The sequence below is a fragment of the Terriglobus sp. RCC_193 genome, assembly GCF_041355105.1.
Classification (GTDB): Bacteria; Acidobacteriota; Terriglobia; order Terriglobales; family Acidobacteriaceae; genus Terriglobus.
Genome location: NZ_JBFUPK010000001.1, coordinates 823285 through 840375 on the forward strand (window position 1 = coordinate 823285; position 17091 = coordinate 840375).

The 17091-nt window shown below is 55.0% G+C and carries 12 protein-coding genes and 1 tRNA gene; 5 read left to right on the forward strand and 8 right to left on the reverse strand.

The window, feature by feature from the left end:
• Positions 1–2 precede the first annotated feature (2 nt).
• A complete protein-coding gene (recJ, locus tag AB6729_RS03415; RefSeq protein ID WP_371080156.1) occupies positions 3–1826 on the reverse strand; it encodes a single-stranded-DNA-specific exonuclease RecJ in 1824 nt (607 codons plus the stop codon).
• 56 nt (positions 1827–1882) lie between these two features.
• Positions 1883–2344 carry a hypothetical protein gene (locus tag AB6729_RS03420; RefSeq protein ID WP_334237791.1) on the reverse strand — a complete coding sequence of 154 codons (462 nt, stop codon included), beginning with the start codon at positions 2342–2344 and terminating at the stop codon, positions 1883–1885.
• A gap of 44 nt (positions 2345–2388) precedes the next feature.
• Between AB6729_RS03420 and AB6729_RS03425 the strand changes: the two genes are divergently transcribed.
• From AB6729_RS03425 to AB6729_RS03440, 4 genes are all read left to right on the forward strand, one after another.
• Positions 2389–2748, forward strand: a complete 360-nt coding sequence (locus AB6729_RS03425) for a ferredoxin (protein ID WP_371080157.1) — start codon at positions 2389–2391, stop codon at positions 2746–2748.
• Between the two features lie 25 nt (positions 2749–2773).
• A complete protein-coding gene (locus AB6729_RS03430) occupies positions 2774–3052 on the forward strand; it encodes a DUF507 family protein (protein WP_371080158.1) in 279 nt (92 codons plus the stop codon).
• Complete coding sequence (locus AB6729_RS03435; protein ID WP_047487031.1) at positions 3052–3327, forward strand: DUF507 family protein; 276 nt, start codon at positions 3052–3054, stop codon at positions 3325–3327. The genes AB6729_RS03430 and AB6729_RS03435 overlap by 1 nt, the downstream gene beginning before the upstream one ends.
• Before the next feature lie 201 nt (positions 3328–3528).
• Positions 3529–3605 (forward strand) — tRNA-Glu (locus AB6729_RS03440).
• Between the two features lie 65 nt (positions 3606–3670).
• Here the strand turns inward: AB6729_RS03440 and AB6729_RS03445 are convergent.
• The 4 genes from AB6729_RS03445 to AB6729_RS03460 all read right to left on the reverse strand — a co-directional run bounded on the left by AB6729_RS03445 (position 3671) and on the right by AB6729_RS03460 (position 10852).
• Positions 3671–5062, reverse strand: coding sequence for an APC family permease (locus AB6729_RS03445; RefSeq protein ID WP_371080159.1), 1392 nt, complete (start codon positions 5060–5062; stop codon positions 3671–3673).
• Positions 5063–5135: 73 nt separating this feature from the next.
• A complete protein-coding gene (gene argH / locus AB6729_RS03450) occupies positions 5136–6614 on the reverse strand; it encodes an argininosuccinate lyase (RefSeq protein WP_371080160.1) in 1479 nt (492 codons plus the stop codon).
• Between the two features lie 79 nt (positions 6615–6693).
• On the reverse strand, positions 6694–9558 hold the full coding sequence (locus AB6729_RS03455; protein WP_371080161.1) for a carboxypeptidase regulatory-like domain-containing protein: 2865 nt from the start codon (positions 9556–9558) through the stop codon (positions 6694–6696).
• Between the two features lie 109 nt (positions 9559–9667).
• Positions 9668–10852, reverse strand: coding sequence for an ROK family protein (locus AB6729_RS03460; RefSeq protein WP_371080162.1), 1185 nt, complete (start codon positions 10850–10852; stop codon positions 9668–9670).
• Positions 10853–11108: 256 nt separating this feature from the next.
• Here AB6729_RS03460 and AB6729_RS03465 point away from each other — a divergent pair, with 256 nt between their 5' ends.
• Complete coding sequence (locus tag AB6729_RS03465) at positions 11109–13931, forward strand: PIG-L family deacetylase (protein ID WP_371080163.1); 2823 nt, start codon at positions 11109–11111, stop codon at positions 13929–13931.
• 269 nt (positions 13932–14200) lie between these two features.
• On the opposite strand, the gene AB6729_RS03470 is transcribed toward AB6729_RS03465, so the two are convergent.
• Positions 14201–14665 (reverse strand): hypothetical protein, encoded by a 465-nt coding sequence (locus AB6729_RS03470; protein WP_371080164.1) that lies wholly within the window; start codon positions 14663–14665, stop codon positions 14201–14203.
• Positions 14662–17055: a CehA/McbA family metallohydrolase gene (locus AB6729_RS03475; RefSeq protein ID WP_371080165.1), complete on the reverse strand. Its 2394-nt coding sequence runs from the start codon at positions 17053–17055 to the stop codon at positions 14662–14664. The genes AB6729_RS03470 and AB6729_RS03475 overlap by 4 nt, the downstream gene beginning before the upstream one ends.
• Between the last annotated feature and the right edge of the window lie 36 nt (positions 17056–17091).

Here is a 17091-nt window from a genome sequence, read left to right on the forward strand (position 1 = left end):
CTTCAATTTGTTGTCGAGGAGGATGTTAGCCGCAGATCGCACAGTTCCATTTCCACCCCGCCAAACTGTGGGTGCCGGTTTTCACGCACACGATACGCAACATCCACATGGGAACCCAGTACGATTCCCATGTCCGCTATCCTCTCCGGCCACAGGATCTCCCGGCTCCATCCCAGGCAGTCCACGGTTGCTTCCGGCGAGATGCGGATACGGAGTTTGATGTGTCGCTCTTTCAGCGTCTTTGGCGTTTCTTCCACCTGGCAATCGCGTGACAGGAAGATAGGCTCCCGGTTGCCCTGGCCAAAGGGTTCCAGCAGATGCAGTTTCTTTATCAGGTCAGGATTAATTTCCGCTGAAGGGAGTTCTGCGTCGATTGCAATTCGTTCCTGCAACAGGGCCGGAGAAAGCCGGCCCATGCTGTACGTCGACAGGCGTTTACGCAGCAGGGGAACGCGTTCCGACGGCAGGGAGAAGCCAACGGCATGCGCGTGTCCACCAAAACGGTCGAAAAGGAGCGGCTCTTCTTCGGAGTGTGCGGCAGTAATGGCGTCGAGCAGGTGAAAGCCGGAGACGGAGCGACCAGAACCGTGAGCTTGTCCGTCTTCATGTGCGATGACCAACGCGGGACGTCGCATCCGCTCCACGACACGTGAAGCAAGAATACCGATGACGCCACGGTGCCAGCCCTCGCCATCCAGCACGAGGCAGCCCATCGTGCTGAGAGAGGCTTCATCTGCGCGCAGGGTCTCCATCTGCGTCTCAAGCGTGGCCAGTACGCTGGATTCCACGTTGCGACGCTCTTCGTTGAGCTGGTGGAGCTTCCCGGCAAGCGCAGCCCCTTCTTCCGGTGTTCGTGCGAGGAACATGCGGACGACATCTCCGGCGACATCCATGCGACCGGCAGCATTGATGCGCGGCGCGATGCGAAAGGCGATATCAGTAGCCGAGGGGCCGCGTTCCTGGTCAGAAGTTACCCCGGCGAAATCGAAAAGTGCGCGAAGGCCGTGTTGGCGGGGATCACGAAGGGCCTTCAGACCAAGCCCAACGATGACGCGATTTTCGCCGGTGAGCGGAACCGAATCCGCAATCGTGGCAATGGCCACCAGTTTCAGCAGCGAGGGAATCAGCTTGTCCCACAGTGCCAGGAAGTCGACCGTGCGATAGGCGTTGGGATCGTCGGCAGGTTTTGTGGCGGCGTGGAGCAGGGCATGTGCAAGTTTGAAGGCAACCGCCGCGCCGCAGAGTTCCTTGTACGGATAGTCGCAACCGGCCTGGTTAGGATTGATCACCGCAATGGCTTCGGGGATACCCTGCATGCCGTCGGGAAGGTGATGGTCCGTGACAATAAGGTCCAGTCCCAGACGCTTCGACTCCGCCGCCGCCGCGAAGGCGCGGATGCCGGTATCCACGCTGATGACAAGGCGAATGCCCTGCGTGGTAGCTTCGGCCAGCACGCTGGACTGCATACCGTAACCTTCGCGAATGCGGTGCGGAATGTGGTATCGCACCAGCGAGGGCACGCCCGCCGGTGTGATACGGTCGATCGCTGTTTTCAGCAGGACGGTGGCGGTAGTGCCGTCGACGTCGTAGTCGCCGTAGATGAGGATAGGTTCGCGCTTCGCAACGGCCTGCAGTACGCGTGCAACGGCTTCCTTCATGCCGCAGAGCAGCATGGGGTCGTGCAATGCCGCCATGTCAGGAACAAGAAAACGTCGCGCGTCTGCGGGAGTTTCAACCCCGCGGGAAACAAGTATCTGCGCAAACCAAAGCGGTTGTTCCAGGGCCGCGGCAAGACCGTGTGCCTCAACGCCAGGTTCGTCTGGCAAGACCCAGTGTGCGTTTCGCGCGGTTGTGATTTCTTCTGGCTCTGACATTGCGGGGATTAGTCTTCGTCGCTGTCATCCAGAACAATGCTGCCCAGATCGGCCACTGCTTCCATCCACTGCTGGTAACGGTCATACCAGTCCGTTGCCGTCTCGTAGAGGAACATGACGCCGTTGTAGGCGAAGCCAATCTGCAAATAACCGGTTTTACCGATGTGCTGCAGCAGGTACTGCGCATCATCGAGATCCTGACCGGCTTCGTCCGGAAAGCGATGAACGCGGGTGCGCTCAATCAGCATCTCGATGTCCTGCTTTTCCAGCACAACTTCGCTCATGGTGACGAAAGCGACATTCGTGGCCTTGGCGTGTTCGACAAAGTCTTTCCAGGCATCCGGGCCGTGTTCCTCAAACATCACAGAGGGAACATCTTCCGGAACATACGCATTCACCGTCCGCAGGCCGTTACCCGCGATGAACGCAATCATGTCGTCTTTGAGGCCGAGCAGATCGTCAGGGTGCATTTCTGCTCTATTGTCTCACTTCGGAGCGGCGTTAGCATGGGAAGATGGCGGTTCCGGAACGGCAGATTCTTGTGTGCGTTAACGAGCGTGATCCCAGCGCCTCGCGTCCTTCGTGCCGTAATGAAGGTTCAAGAAAACTGAAAGATGAACTGAAGGAGCTGGTAAAGGATGCCGGGCTGAAAGGCCGTGTCCGCGTACTGGAGACCAGTTGCATGGACCAGTGCGAACATGCCGCGGTCTGCGCTATCTATCCGGATAACGTCTGGTACAGCTTTGTGAAGGCGAAAGACGCCGAGGAGATCGTGCAGGAACACCTGCTGAACAACCGTCCAGTGGAGCGCTTGTTGCACGATAATCCCGCCAATCTGGCACATGCGGAACGAAGGGCAGTGAAGCGCGACTAAGTAGCGTGCTATCCTCCTCTTGCCCATGCTCTTTTCAAAGGATTACGTCGGATATCTCTCGCGACAGGTGGTGCGCCGGCTTCAGGAAGCGAAGGTCGTACGCACGGACAAGCCTGCCGTCCTGGCAGAACGCATTAACAATGGCCTGGTTGACGAGCTTTCGCTGGAAGATCGCATCAACGAAGAGGCTCGCCTCATCCTGGAGCAGCTGCAGGGCGAGATGACTAAAGTCGGCGCCAGCTACCCCGAGATGTTTAAGAAGATTAAGCTGCGCCTGGTGCAGCAGTACAAGGCGGTGCTGTAATGCGCATTTCACGCGATAAGGTGAACAAACTTGCCCACGTGATCGCCGACACGCTGGCTGATACCGACGAAGCGGAGTTTTTGGAAGATCGCAACACCATCCGCCAGGAGGCGCGCAAAATTCTGGAACAGCTTTTTGCGGAAGAAGTGAAAATCGACGCCGCGGCGCGCCAGAAGATCACCTCCCAGCAGCGCATCATTCTGGAAGGCACGCAGGAGTGGGACATCCTGTACCGCAAGTATTACAACGATGAAGTAAAACGGCTGGGAATTTAGAGCAAATTCGCCTGTAACGGCCGCCTGTTAACAGCCTGGACTGAGAGTTTCTCGCGAAAAGCGGTATTTCGTTATGGTGCGCTTCAATCCATATTGGAATGAGGCATCTTCAGGCGGCAGGAGCTGCAAGCAAAGCATTTGGAATCTGGCTGCTGCTGCGGTATAGTAAGAAGGTCGCGTAAGTGACAGCCATCCCAAAGTGGCGATATGGTGTAACTGGTTAACACGTCGCCCTCTCAAGGCGAAGAGTTCGGGTTCGAGCCCCGATATCGCTACCAAAACCCACTTAAAATCAAAGGTTTATGGGGAGTCCGCAAGGGCTCTTTTTGTCGTTCTGGGTCCCCTACGCTTCCATCCTTTGGCTTTTTCGTTGATGCAGGTGTCGCATGGCATAGATAAGAAGGCCGCTGACAAGTACGAAGAGGGCCAGGCGGAACTCTGTGACAATCTTCGGGCGAGATAACAGAATGAAGACAAACGTACCCGTGGCAATGAGGCTGGGCAACGGGTAAAGCGGCATGCGGAACCGTCCGGCGCGTGCACGTTCGGCCCTGTGCTTTGGAAGCAGAACCGCAATGCCTTGCAGTAAGAATTGGAAGACGATGCGTAGCACTACGAGCGATGCGATGACTTCTTGCAGTCGAAAGAGGCAACAGACCAACGTGACAAGGCAGAGCACGCTGAGCGAGACCACGGGGAAACCGTGACGAGGATGCAATCGTGCGAAGATCGCAGGGAAGTTGCCATCGCGTGCGGCGGCGAAGGGGATGCGCGAATAGCCGAGCAGCAGTGCGTAAACTGAGGCCAATGATGCGATGGCAATAAAAATAACTACGGTAGATGCGGCAGCGTGAGCCCATGCATGTGAGGCAAAGGCCGTCTGCACGAAAACGGCCATGGTGTACTGCCGCTCGCCACTATTGCTGTGGGTAAGCGACTGCCACGGCAGAACGCCCAACACGCTAATGTTCATCAGTAGATACAGGAGGCCAACGATGACGATGGCTCCGATGACGGCGCGCGGAATGTTGCGGCTGGGATCGCGCACCTCAGCGCCCAGGAAGCAGACGTTGTAGTAGCCCCAGTAATCATATGCAGCGACCAGTAGACCCGCTCCAAGGCCACTGAAGAAGGAGCTGTTCAGATGAAAGGCGTTGGGGGGGAAGCTGAATGCCAGCGATGGCGAGAAGTGTGTAAAGCCGATGGCGATGACACCAACCAGAGTCGCGATGACCACACCGCCCAAAACACGCGTCACCGTACCGATCTTTCGAATGGGCTGGAAGAGAAGTGCTGTACAGCTGAGACAAGCGAGAAGGGCCAGAACAGTTTGTGCGGTATGACTAAAGCCGGGCAGAAACCATGTGGCATATTGCGCGAAACCAATACATCCAGAGGCAATCGAAAGTGGCGCGGAAAAGATAAGTTGCCACGCGTAGAGAAAGCTCAATGCCTTACCGGTTTTTAGAGGGTAGGCAGATTTGAGGTAGGCATACGAGCCACCTGCTTCGGGATACGCAGTACCGAGCTCGCTCCATGTGCAGCCGTCGGCAAGAGAGAGAAACGCTCCCAGCAGCCATCCCAGCATCGCCTGTGGTCCGCCCATCGCAGACACAATCAGCGGCAAGGTGATGAATGGGCCAACACCGACCATATCGATGATGTTGGCGGAGAGTGCACCCGTGAATCCGAGTTGGCGGCGGAGGTTTGTCTCGGACGGATTGGTTGCGTTCATCTGGCTCTCTTGGTGGAACGCTGCAGGGAGGGGGTGGGATGACGCCCCGTTTCCATCTCCTGCGTTCGTTGGTTTATGGATGGGATTGTACGATTATCTGGCATTCGCGCCGAAGCATTGCTTCTGCTTCGACGAGATTGCTCTGCGCCGTGGTCAGCCACTGCCTATCGAGCTTCAGCTGCTGGGATGCGTAATCGATCTGTGGCTGCATTGCGGAGGCAGCTGGGCCACCGACGACGGAGCGGACTTCAACAAAGTGCGCTGGATCCATTGCCTGTTGCAGTTGCTGTTTTGTGATGTCGATGCCGGCTTCCTGGGCGCGTTGGAATAGATCATCCACGAAGGCGGAAACATTGTCCGAGGTTGCGGACTTCACCGCCGCAGAGACGAGTGTATGAGCGTTGTGGAATGAAATGCCTGTCTGGCGGACGAGTGTGTCAGCAACTTCAGTGACGGGAAGGAAATTGCTGCCTGCGCGTTGCCGCATCTCTTCCGTGTTGAAGCTTGCTTCGGAGAGGGCACCTGCAAGAAGTGTTAGTGCGCGCTGCGCATCGGAGAAGGCAAGTGCGACGAGCGGCTGCAGCGAATCTTCTCCATCATTCATATCGGCGAAGGGCGTGTTGTGCAGTGAGCCGAGAATGGATTGCGATTCCGTAAGCGCACGGGATGCCAGGATGCGTGTGTGTTCCAGCGGCACGGGGTTGCGCTTTTGCGGCATGATGCTGCTGATCTGCACATAGCCGTTGGACAGGCGCAGGAAGTTGAATTCAGCGGTGGACCATAACAACATGTCCTGTGCGAAACGGCCAAGGCTAAGCATGGCGGTTGCCAAGACGCTGCATGCCTCAGCAACATAATCGACGGCCGCGATGGCCCCATAGCTATTCACAATCAGCCCATTGAAACCGAGCAGGCGCATGGTGAGATCGCGCCGGATGGGGAAGCCGGTGGTGGTGATTGCGCAGGCACCAAGAGGATTGCGATTCACTCGAGCAAAGCAGGCGATCAGGCGTTCCGCATCCCGTTCCAGAACTTCGATCATGGCCATCATATAGTGGCCCAGTGTCGTGGGTTGTGCGGGCTGGTTGTGTGTGTATGCGGGCATCAACGCATCGCGGTACTGCGTGGCAATCGTCAGCAATACGGAGCGCAACTCAAAAGATGCGTTGAGGATGCCAAGCAGATTTGACCGGAGCACCATGCGATACATGGTGAGGTCGATATCGTTTCGCGAACGTGCGGTATGTAGTCTTCCTGCATGTTCCTCGCCAGCAACACTGGCAAGCTTTTTCTCAACGAGGAAGAAAAGATCTTCCACGGAGCCATCGTAGAGCGCAGAACGCAGTTCATCCAGATTCAGTGCGTCAATGCCTTGCAGGCAGGCGGATGCGGTTTCACCGGTAATGATGCCGCTGCGGTGGAGCATGACTGCGTGTGCGCGATCAATCTTCAGCAGAGACGGCAGGAAGAGATGCTGGGCGTCGGCAAAGATATGCGCAAGAACCTGTTCGCGGTAGATCGGAGCGGGAAAAGAAGTAGTTGTGTTCGACACGGGGTAACTCCGCCGGTGTTGCTTTTCGTTAGGGAGAATAACGAGGAGCGGTGGTTACCGCTCCTCGTTCTGTAACAGATTAGAAGCGGACCGCAACGCCCCATTGCACGATACGCTGTTCCAGCACAGTGGTGCGGTTGATAGCGGGTGGTGCGCTGGTGGCGACACCTGTTGAAGCCGTTACCGCCTGTGTGTAGGAGATGTTTGTGATGTTGTTGTGATTGAAGATATTGTTCGCTTCAAGCAGGAACGAAGGCGCAATCCGCTCCCATATCTTAGGGAAGGTGCGCGTATAACGAGCATCTACCTGATAGACAGAGGGGCTGCGAAGCGTGTTGCGTCCAACGAAGGCTGGCCGTGCAACAGTCTGCGAGGCATCGTTGTAGAACGTCTGGCTAGAGGACAGAATCGTTGCCTGGTCACCTGACATCAGGTTTCCGAGGACCGACAACATGTTGTGGTTGGCAAGTTCACGACCGAATTTGTTGTTGAAGTTAAACTGCGGCTCCAGAACTGCCGTTACATTGAACGCATTCGGGTGATTGACGTTGGAGTTTCCGCGATCGAACTTACGGTTCAACGTGTTCGTAACATTTGCGTTCTGCTCAAATGAGTTTACGTCCGGTGCATCCGAAATCGTGTGCGACCAGGTGTAACTTGCATTCACAGACATACCGCGTACCGGCGCCATCACAAAGTTCACGAACATCGCATTGAAGCTTGAATTCGCGCCGGATTCCACACGATTGACTTGGTTATAGCGAGTGTCATAACGGGTAGCGCTGTTGATCGCACTGGCGAAAACGGGACGACCATCTGCCAAAGTACCCGTTGGAATCGCATTGATGTTATGCATCCACATCAGGTTGCGGCCATTCGACATGATGTAGCCCACAGTGACGGATGTCTTATTCGTAAGCTGCTGAGCGACCTGCAAGTTTGCGTTCCAGGTGTATTCATTCTTGAAGCGGGGGCTCACGGTCGTTACGTTCTGGGTTGCAACTATTCCAACGCTGGATGGAATTGTCGGATAAGCCGGAGCACCGGCGGTGGTAGATGTGTAGGTGTACGACGACGTGCGGTTTGAACCATCAAGGTTTAACGCATTAGCCCAAAGATCAGTCGGCGTCTGTCCATAGAAGATGCCAGCCGAAAGCTTTACGGTCGTCATATTGGTTGCACGGTAGCTGAGGCCAAGACGCGGTGCAAAGTCCGTATTCGGGACATTGAAGTTGCGCGAATCGGCATACGGCGCATTAGGGTTTGCCTTCGGAGAGGCAAAGCGGTCCCAGCGCAGACCATATACCGCGGTTAGACGCGGGGATAACGCCCAGGTGTCCTGAGCATATCCACCGTAGAACAGCGAAGCATACCCAATACCGTTTGCATCGGTCTGTGATGCGAAATTGTCATAGGAGTACAGGTTCGTGCCATTCTTTGCACTCAGATAGGCCGCAACGGAAGCGAAGGTATAGCGGTTATAGGAAACCAGACGCTTACGGTTTTGAATCTGAGCCAGCAGAAATCCTGCCTTGAATGTATGTGCTCCACGGATATAGCTGATGTTTTCAGAGCCTGATGGCTGCTTGTCAGTGTAGATATCACCCGCGTTGCTGGTGCCGTTGAAGGCTGCGATACCGGTAATCACGATGGCTGGGCCCTTCCCCGTGACGGGGCCGGCAAAGTGAGTGTTGGTGCGATACGGCACGGAGAAGCGTAGCTCGTTCAGCAGATGATCGTTGATGGTTGAGATCCACTGAACGCCAGCCACGTGGGCACGGTCCGTATAGTCGACACCTGCGCTGGCGGCGTTGATGCCGCCGACCTGCGTGTTGAACGGGAAGCTGTTCTTGAAGTAGTTATAGCGCAGAAAGACGGAGTTTTTGGAGTTGACGTTGTAATCAATGCGGAAGTCCATGAAGGTTCCGTGGAGAAGGCCGGGGGCCGTAACCAGCTCGGATGCCGGAAGACCAATTGCCGCAGCGTTTGCCGGAGTAATGGTGACCACGGCCGGGCTTCCGCGAAGGACATGCTCATAAGAGCCGAAGAAGAAGAGCTTGTCCTTCTTCACGGGGCCGCCAATGTTGAATGCATGATCTTCCAGAATCAGGTTTGGCTTCGTCGGATTTGTTACCTTGTTCTGCAACAACGGGAATGCTGTTGCGTCCACCCAGCGCTTGATGAACTCGTACTTACCGTGGAACTGATTGCTGCCTGAGTTTGAGATTACGTTGTATACGTTACCTGTCGTCCATCCATTTTCAGGAGCAGCCGGGTTCGAGATGGTCTGTACTTCCTTCACGAAGATATTGCCGATGGGGAAGAGCCGCAGGCCGATACGATCAGCTTCGGTGTTTACCATGCCATCCATCTGGTAGTTGATGCGGTCCATGAGGCCGTTGGTGTTCAGCGTACGCGGAATACCAAGCTCCGGGTTCGGGTGGCCCGAAACGCCCGGCTGGAAAACGATGAAGTTATAGGGGTTGCGCGAGGTGAGCGGCGCGTTCTGAATTTCAGCAGTGGAAAGTGTCCGCTGAACATTCAGGTTTGTTGGATCGATTGATGTCTCGGATGCTTCCACAGTAACAGCAGTATCCGCGGAACCGACCTTAAGATTGCCATCGATTACAGACTCTGTACCTGCATTCAGGGTGACAGAAGAGACTGTCAGTGGCGAGAAACCAGTGGACGTAATGCTCACCGTGTATACGCCCAACGGCAAATTGATGAGCACATAATAGCCATCAGAGCCAGTGGTTACAGTGCGTGATACGCCAACTGAGGGATTCGTAATCGTGACGGTCGCCCCCGCGATCGCCGCGCCAGTCGGGTCTGCGACCCGTCCGCGAATGGTTCCGTTAATGGATTGTGACTGGCTCCATGCAGCGGGAGCCGTTGATAAAAGAATTGCGGATGAGACAAAAAATCTGGACAGCCTGGACATAAATTCCTCCTTTAGAGAGACAAGACAATGAACCGGGTGCGGCAACTGCAAGTGATGTGAGAAATGCCGATTGTTCCTGGCGGAACGAAAGGGCGAATACCGTGAACGGTCAGAACAGCAGCTTCGTTTCGGTCGCAGCAAGAGATTGCGAAATGGCTCCGAACAACTGGGCTTTTGTGCCCAGAGAAGAAGAACGCAAGCGCGGCAGCGCGAAATCGTTTTCGCGTAAACATCGATCAGTAGCGCTACAGAGCGCCGGGTGTGCACCCACGCCTCCACCCAGCACAATCAGTTCCGGGTTAAAGAGCAGCGAGATACTGCTGAGACTGTCCGCCAATACTCGGGACGTGTTCTCAAGAACCTGTTCGGCTATGTTGTCGCCTTCCTGCGCGAGATCGAAGATCTGCGTTGCGCGCAGTTGCATGCGTGCTCGGTCGGTTACTCCCGCCTGCCGAAGAAGCGTCCTCCATTGAAGCTCAATTCCTTCGCCACCAATGACGCGCTCAAGTTGTCCTGTATCGCGCATGCGAACACGCTGACGGTTCATGCCTACGACAGGGAGATAGCCAATTTCTCCCGCGGACCAGTTTGCACCGCGGTGAAGTGCGCCTCGCAGAAAGATACCGGCGCCCACTCCTGTCCCGATTGCAATGAAGATGAAGTCATCAACCCCGCGTGCCACGCCCTCCGCATACTCACCCACCGAAGCGAGGTTCACATCATTGTCTACACCAGCAGGGATGTTCAGATCACGTTCCAACAAAGTCTTAAAGGAAACGTCGTTCCAGCCTGAGAGATTGGGGGCGGCCAGTACAACTCCGCGATCAATGTCAGTGATGCCGGGAGCACCGGCGGTGATGTGAAGGATCTTGCGTTTTTCCGGCAGCGTGTTCAGCATCGCATCAAGACCTTGACGGATATGAGCGATGACGCCGCGCGGCGTCTTTCCTTTTTCTGTGAGATTGTCTTCCCACTCGGCAACCGGATTGCCGTTCAGATCCGCAAGCATCATGCGCACTCGCGTACCGCCAATGTCGGCTGCGGCCACGTAACCGTGCGAAGCATTGAAGCGCAGCATGGCCGGCGGTCGACCACCAGAGGAGATGCCCTCTCCGTCGTCCGCTACAAGGCCACGCTCGATCAGGTCAGATACTGCCAGCGTGACAGTAGGGACAGCCAATCCGGAGATACGTGCAAGGTCGGCGCGAGAGCAGGGGGAATGTTCCCGAATCAGGTGCAGCAGCAGCCGTTGATTGGTCTTGCGCAACTGCGCCGGACGCGCGGGTTCGGCCATCACTTCTGTTTTTGAACGCAGAGGAGCGGTGGTACGAGTCGAAGGACGGCGACGAGTTGGAACCAAACGGCGTTTCACAGGATTTGAAACGGATTATAAGGAATATTTAGAAAGTTGGTGAAAACTTTTTAATTGTCATTTAAAAAGGTTGTCACGAAGTGATTCCGTTCCAGCAGGTGCGGAATCGATCTGAAGGAGGCGAGCGCGTTCAATGAAGCGATTTGTGAGCAGTGGAAGCTGGAAAAGATCTGTACAGATGTTCGTTTGCTGCATACCGCTCGCCGTCGTCGCGGTGCAGGCGAGTGCGCAAACACCTGTGCCTGAGCCGATGAAGATTGCGGTGGACGCGTCTTACGCGCAGCCCTTGCCGATTGAACGAGGTGCTCCTGGGCTTGCGGAGACACTTCGCAAGTTGCATACGCGGGCAAGCCTGATCCAGATCAACGCCCACCCGGATGACGAGGACGGCGGCATGTTGGCCTACGAAAGCCGTGGTGTCGGTGCGGATGTATCCCTGTTGGCCTTGAATCGTGGCGAGGGTGGTCAGAATGTGATGACGGGTGACTTCTGGGACCAGCTTGGCATCCTGCGCACCATGGAGCATCAGGCAGCCAACCGCTACTACGGATCGCACCTCTTCTACACGCGTGTGGCGGACTTTGGTTTTTCGAAAACGCTTGAAGAGGCTCTGAAGCAGTGGAACCACGACCGCGTTCTGGAAGATGTGGTACGCGTCGTACGAACGGTGCGCCCAATGGTTGTGACCAGCGTCTTCGCAGGGTATGTTTCTGACGGACACGGGCATCATCAGACAGCTGGTGTGATGGCGCAGGAAGTGTTCAATGCTGCGGCCGATCCGAAGATGTTTCCGGATCAGATCAAAGAAGGTCTTTTGCCGTGGAAGCCGTTGAAGGTATATGCGCGCGTTCCCTTCGCGCAGGTTACGCCGAAGGGCATCTTCGACTATGCAACCAACAAATGGGAGCCTGTCGCGTTTAAGAACTACGTCACTGGAGAGCCAATCCAGGGCGTGCCGGCGACAACTGTGACTGTTCCGGAGAGCGAGTACAACGCTTTGTACGGTCGCAACTATCTGCAGGTGGCGCGCGAAGGTTTGAATGAACAGAAATCGCAGACAGGGGGCGTGGCAATTCCGCCACCGGGAAAATTTGATAGCCCGTATCACCTGTATGCATCGCGTGTAACGTCGACGTTGCCTACGCATGAAGAGTCTTTCTTCGACGGCATCGATACTTCGTTGCCAGGTATCGCAGGATATCTGCCAGCGGGCGCGCAGGCCACGGTACGCACGAAACTACAGGCGATCACTGCAACCGTTGACGAGGCGACACAGAAGTACAACGCGAATGATCCATCGACGAGCGCACCGGCGTTGGCAAAAGGCCTGTCTTTGACGCGGGATCTGATTACGGAACTGAAGGCTGCGAAGCTGCCGGATGAGGCTCGTCACAACGCGTTGCACGAGTTGCAGGTGAAGGAAGGGCAGTTCAACTTCGCGCTGGGACAGGCACTTGGTGTGTCGCTGATTGCGAGTGTGCAGACGTCAGCTACGGGAGCAGCGCGATCTGGTCCAATGGGGGGCGGCGACAATGTCTTCTCCACCGCGTCTGGCAGTCCGACAGCAATTCCGGGACAGGCGCTGTTGGTGGGCGTGCATGTCGCGGCGCAGGGAAGTCAGCCATTGCAGGTCGATTCCGTTGCATTGTCACCCAATACTGGTGGCGATTGGAAATTGACGGAGCAGAAGGGAATTACCAGCACAATCGCAGCAGGGACAGCGCAGGATGCGTATGTAGCTGCAACGGTACCGGTGAATGCACCATACACTGCGCCTTACTTTGAGCGCCCCAATCTTGAGCAGAGCTACTACAACCTGACGTCGCCGCAGTATGTCACGTTGCCGGTGATGTCCTATCCACTCACAGCGATTGCCACTTACACCTATAACGGGGTGAAGGGTAATCTCCGCAGCGTAGTGCAGACGGCGCATCGTTACAACGGTCTTGGCGTCGTGATGGAACCGCTGCTGGTGGCTCCTGCGATCAGCGTGCGGGTGACCCCGCCAGCCGGTGTTATGCCCTTGAAGGCTGGCAGCGTGTCGCTGGACGTGACGGTACATTCCAGCGTGAAGGGAACAGCACAGGGAACGCTGGAACTGAAGCTGCCAAGTGGATGGACAGCTTCTCCTGCGACACAGACCTTTGCTACCAAGCGTGAAGGAGAAGATACCAACCTGCACTTCGTGATCACACCGAAAAATGTGGAAGCGAAGACATACGAAATTGCCGCCGTGGCGAAGTATGCCGGCAAAGAATATACGAGCGGATTTCAAACTATTGGATATCCCGGTATTACACCCTATCCACAGTACCGAGAGGCGAAGTTTCGCACGACGGGCGTAGACGTAACGGTGGCCCCCGATCTGAAGGTGGCGTACATCATGGGAACGGGCGAGGAAGTACCGCAGTCGTTGAAGGACATCGGCATTAAGGTAACGCAGCTTTCCAGTGACGACATCGCTAAGGCTGACCTCAATGGATACGACTGCATCATCCTGGGCATTCGCACATATGCGGCACGACCGGAGCTTCGCACTTACAATCAGCGCCTGCTGGATTACGTGAAAAATGGTGGTGTCGTGGTAAGTGAGTATCAGTCTCCGGAGTATGAGCGAGACTTTGCCCCCTATGTAATTCCCGTGACCCGCGAGGCGGAGAAGGTAGTGGAAGAAGATGCTAAGGTGAGCATCCTGAAGCCGAATGACCCTTTGCTTACTTGGCCAAACCATATCGTTTCCACTGACTTCGACAGCTGGGTAGAAGAACGCGGTCACGGATTCCCCGGAGCGTTCGATCCAAGGTATATTGCGCTGACCGAAGTGCACGATCAAGGGCAAGATCCGCAGCAGGGCGGCCTGGTCTATGCGCAATCCGGAAAAGGCTATTACGTATATCTTGCCTACGCATTCTTCCGGCAAATGCCAGAAGGAGTACCAGGAAGCTTCCGCATAATGGCTAACCTGATCAGCGCCAAGAAGAACCCGGGCTTAGCACACTGAGTACGTTCTGAAATGTGCTGCCAGATAGACATCTGGCAGCACAGGCACACTTCTATTGATGAGGCTTCATATCATGCCTTGCTGCATGATATGAAGCCTTGTGTTATTAGAGTGGAGATTCGGCGCAGATGGCAAGGGCTCGCAATAAAGCAATGATGGCATCTATTTTCGTTTCAAGGCGAACACTCACAGCCCCAATATCCGTAGTTTCGGTAGTTTTCAGGTAGAGCGAAGTAAAGCTATTCGACCTCCACCTCGACCGCGTTCGCTTAGTTTGGTGACAAGCAACGCATCATAAAGTGAATTCGGTCACGTCCGCCAAGATCGTGAGCGACGTATCGCGCTCCAAAGGAAAGAGTCACGTCGATGGGGCCGGGGTGACTGAGCTTAATACCCAGGCTGCGGGACTCTTCCGGAATCCCCTTCAAAGATGCAGGATGAAAATCGATGGTGATGTTTGAAAATGACGAATCGTCAATGAGACTTGCTTCCAGCTGAAGAGTAGAAAAACTTTGATTGATGATTTTGATCGGAATGATCGTCAGCACACCACACGGAGTTGGATCTGGGAGTCGTCCGGAGAGCACAACACTGACTCGCGATTCCGGGTTAATCGTGATCGTGATCGGTGCTGTATCTACAGGCTTCCCGTCGCGATGAACGTGATCCTGCGCATTGCTCCAAAGCGGCACCAGTAGGAATAATGCTGGGACGAACTTTGAGGAGAACGTCATGCCACCTCGCACTCCGTGGCAATCTTTTCGTAGATTTTGCGAGCATGTTCAAACGCCGCTGCGGCTTCCGGATGTTCACTTTCGCGAATAAATGGCGACTTTACTTCCCATACTTTATCGACGCATGCACGGCACCATTCTGCGCTCCTTTTCGAAGCCCGGATAGGCTTGTGATCCACCTGAACGAATGAGGGATGAGTGTGCAGGGAAGGAAGAATGCGAAGGGCCCACCAGGAACTGCGTGTGATGTTGGCCTTCAATCTAACGATGCGCGGTACGCCGTCGGCCACAATGTTGACGGTTGCAGCAGGCACCCCGTTGACGATCAGTTCGAGTGGTACTTTCTGTGTGTTGCCTATCCGAGCCTTTTCGATGTCGTAGCCGGATTCGTTTGCTCGGCGCGCCTTGGTCTCTGACGTAAGCTTTGGTTCCAGTCGGGCAGCTACTAATACCTCAACATTGATATTTCCACCAGATTCAAGTACCAAGTCGGAATCCGAGAGAGGCTTGCCATTAACTCTGCATTCCAGGATATGGCTGCGTCCATCGCCGCAGTATTGATGCGGCTTGAATAGACCTGCGATCCAGGATGTATAACCGAGATTACCGTTGGGGCGCGTTGCCAGCTTTACGTAACTACGTCCTGCTCCCATGCGGCCGTCACTCATGCAAGGGAAATCCGTTTCTCCAAGCATGGCCATGCGGAAACCGCAGTTAAGCATGTGATACCAGGCGTTGAGTTCGGCAACAGGAAGACTGTCGCATCCGGAAAGAAAGTCGACATATCCATGAGTTACATCGATGATCGCTTCCTGCGTGCCAATGCTGTCCATGGGAGGGATTTCGTAGTTCGGAAGCTCCGTTGATTCCACTTCCATTCCGAGTCCACAATGCGCATAGCCGCCGTAGGCACCCTGCGATCTTACCCACTTAAGAATAGGCAGGTTCCACGAAGGCCAATCTTCGATCAACGGGGCATCCGGATAGTCCTGCTCTTTGAGTTGCAGTAGAACCAGGTGCCCAGCATGACTTGATGGAAACTGAGATACCTCGACATCGTAGCGAATGATGCTTTCTGTATCTTCGCGTGTCGTCTGTGGCTGCAGAGTGACGCCGTATGCCTTTTGCAGTTCAGGATGTTCCAGTATTGCAGTGGGACTTTCAGCATTACCTGAAAAGAATTGTTTTTGGTAATACCAGCTTGGACCCCAGTTAAGAGCATCTCCGATCGTTAAAGCTTCGCCACGAATGTGGCGAATCAATGTTTCGGGACCCACACCCTCTGTTGGCCTTTCATAGTGAGAACAGCCCGCAGCGTGGATATGTGTGTCGCCCGAATAGAGGCCCCATTTCGAAGGATCAATCCATCTCTCCAGCTTCACGTCAATCATTGAAGAGGGGCCGTCAATGATTACGGTTTGCATAATGCGTAGGTATTCGGGGCCGCGTCCACACTGGATGATGTACTCACCTTCTGGTAAACGTACGGTTTCTCCATCGGCTCGGTAGATCTGTTCCTGGAAAAACAGGTCTGGAGCGAGGCGCATCGCCTTGGGGGGATAAAGGCGGTTGAGCTTGTCCTTGATGATGAGAGAAGCGAAACAACTACGACCGTTTGTATCGAGAATACGTAACTGGACTTCGTGAGAAGGAAGACACTCGAAATCAAACTGACGACGTGCAGGATGGAACACACGATCATTCGACGAAGACAGGGCGTTCAAGGAAAAACTAGTTGTGCGTTGTCCGCGATCGCGGCTGAATAACTGGACAACGTGATACTCAATTGGAATTTCCGGAAGTGGTATCGTCTGAACTTCAATGCCGCCGCTGACGACCGGTGTTGGTTCGTACAACTCCATGGCGAACCACATCTTTTCAATCATTGGCCCCTTATTCAGAACATCAGCAAGAGCCGTGCGCTGTGCCGCTCCCTTACTGACAATCTCCAGGTTGCCGATGGTACGCGTTCCACTCGTGAAGACCAGCGAGCCTTTCTGGACCCTCTCGTTTTCGATACGAACCAGAAACATGCGCCATCCCTGCTCGACAAGTTGCCTTGGTGCGTTGCCCGCTGTGATCTGCGGTGCGCCATCAGCACTAAGGGAAAGCTGAGCCAACGTATAGTGGCTGAGTATTTCCTCTGCTTTATTGATTGCTGCAACATCGTTGCGTTGCGTCAGGATCACAATCTGCTCTGCATCCGTTGAGCTTATAGGGGAACCAAGATGCGACAGCGCTTGAATTGCCCGATTCACAGCGGCGAAATAGGGCTGAGTCGGAATCTGTCTAATTTCCGGTTCAAGCGCGCTACAAAAACGACCGCTGGCAAAAGCACTTCCTAGAACCAGAAAACCTCGACGCGTCAGACCTGATTGCAAGGCAGCCATTTCGGTCCCCCCAAAATTGTTAGTGACAAACGTAAG

Coding starts and splice junctions, on each gene's coding strand:
- AB6729_RS03420 (WP_334237791.1), bottom strand. CDS start 2,344: ATGCACCCTGACGATCTGCTCGGCCTCAAAGACGACATGATTGCGTTC.
- AB6729_RS03425 (WP_371080157.1), top strand. CDS start 2,389: ATGGCGGTTCCGGAACGGCAGATTCTTGTGTGCGTTAACGAGCGTGAT.
- AB6729_RS03430 (WP_371080158.1), top strand. CDS start 2,774: ATGCTCTTTTCAAAGGATTACGTCGGATATCTCTCGCGACAGGTGGTG.
- AB6729_RS03435 (WP_047487031.1), top strand. CDS start 3,052: ATGCGCATTTCACGCGATAAGGTGAACAAACTTGCCCACGTGATCGCC.
- AB6729_RS03445 (WP_371080159.1), bottom strand. CDS start 5,062: ATGAACGCAACCAATCCGTCCGAGACAAACCTCCGCCGCCAACTCGGA.
- AB6729_RS03455 (WP_371080161.1), bottom strand. CDS start 9,558: ATGTCCAGGCTGTCCAGATTTTTTGTCTCATCCGCAATTCTTTTATCA.
- AB6729_RS03460 (WP_371080162.1), bottom strand. CDS start 10,852: ATGGCCGAACCCGCGCGTCCGGCGCAGTTGCGCAAGACCAATCAACGG.
- AB6729_RS03465 (WP_371080163.1), top strand. CDS start 11,109: ATGTTCGTTTGCTGCATACCGCTCGCCGTCGTCGCGGTGCAGGCGAGT.
- AB6729_RS03470 (WP_371080164.1), bottom strand. CDS start 14,665: ATGACGTTCTCCTCAAAGTTCGTCCCAGCATTATTCCTACTGGTGCCG.
- AB6729_RS03475 (WP_371080165.1), bottom strand. CDS start 17,055: ATGGCTGCCTTGCAATCAGGTCTGACGCGTCGAGGTTTTCTGGTTCTA.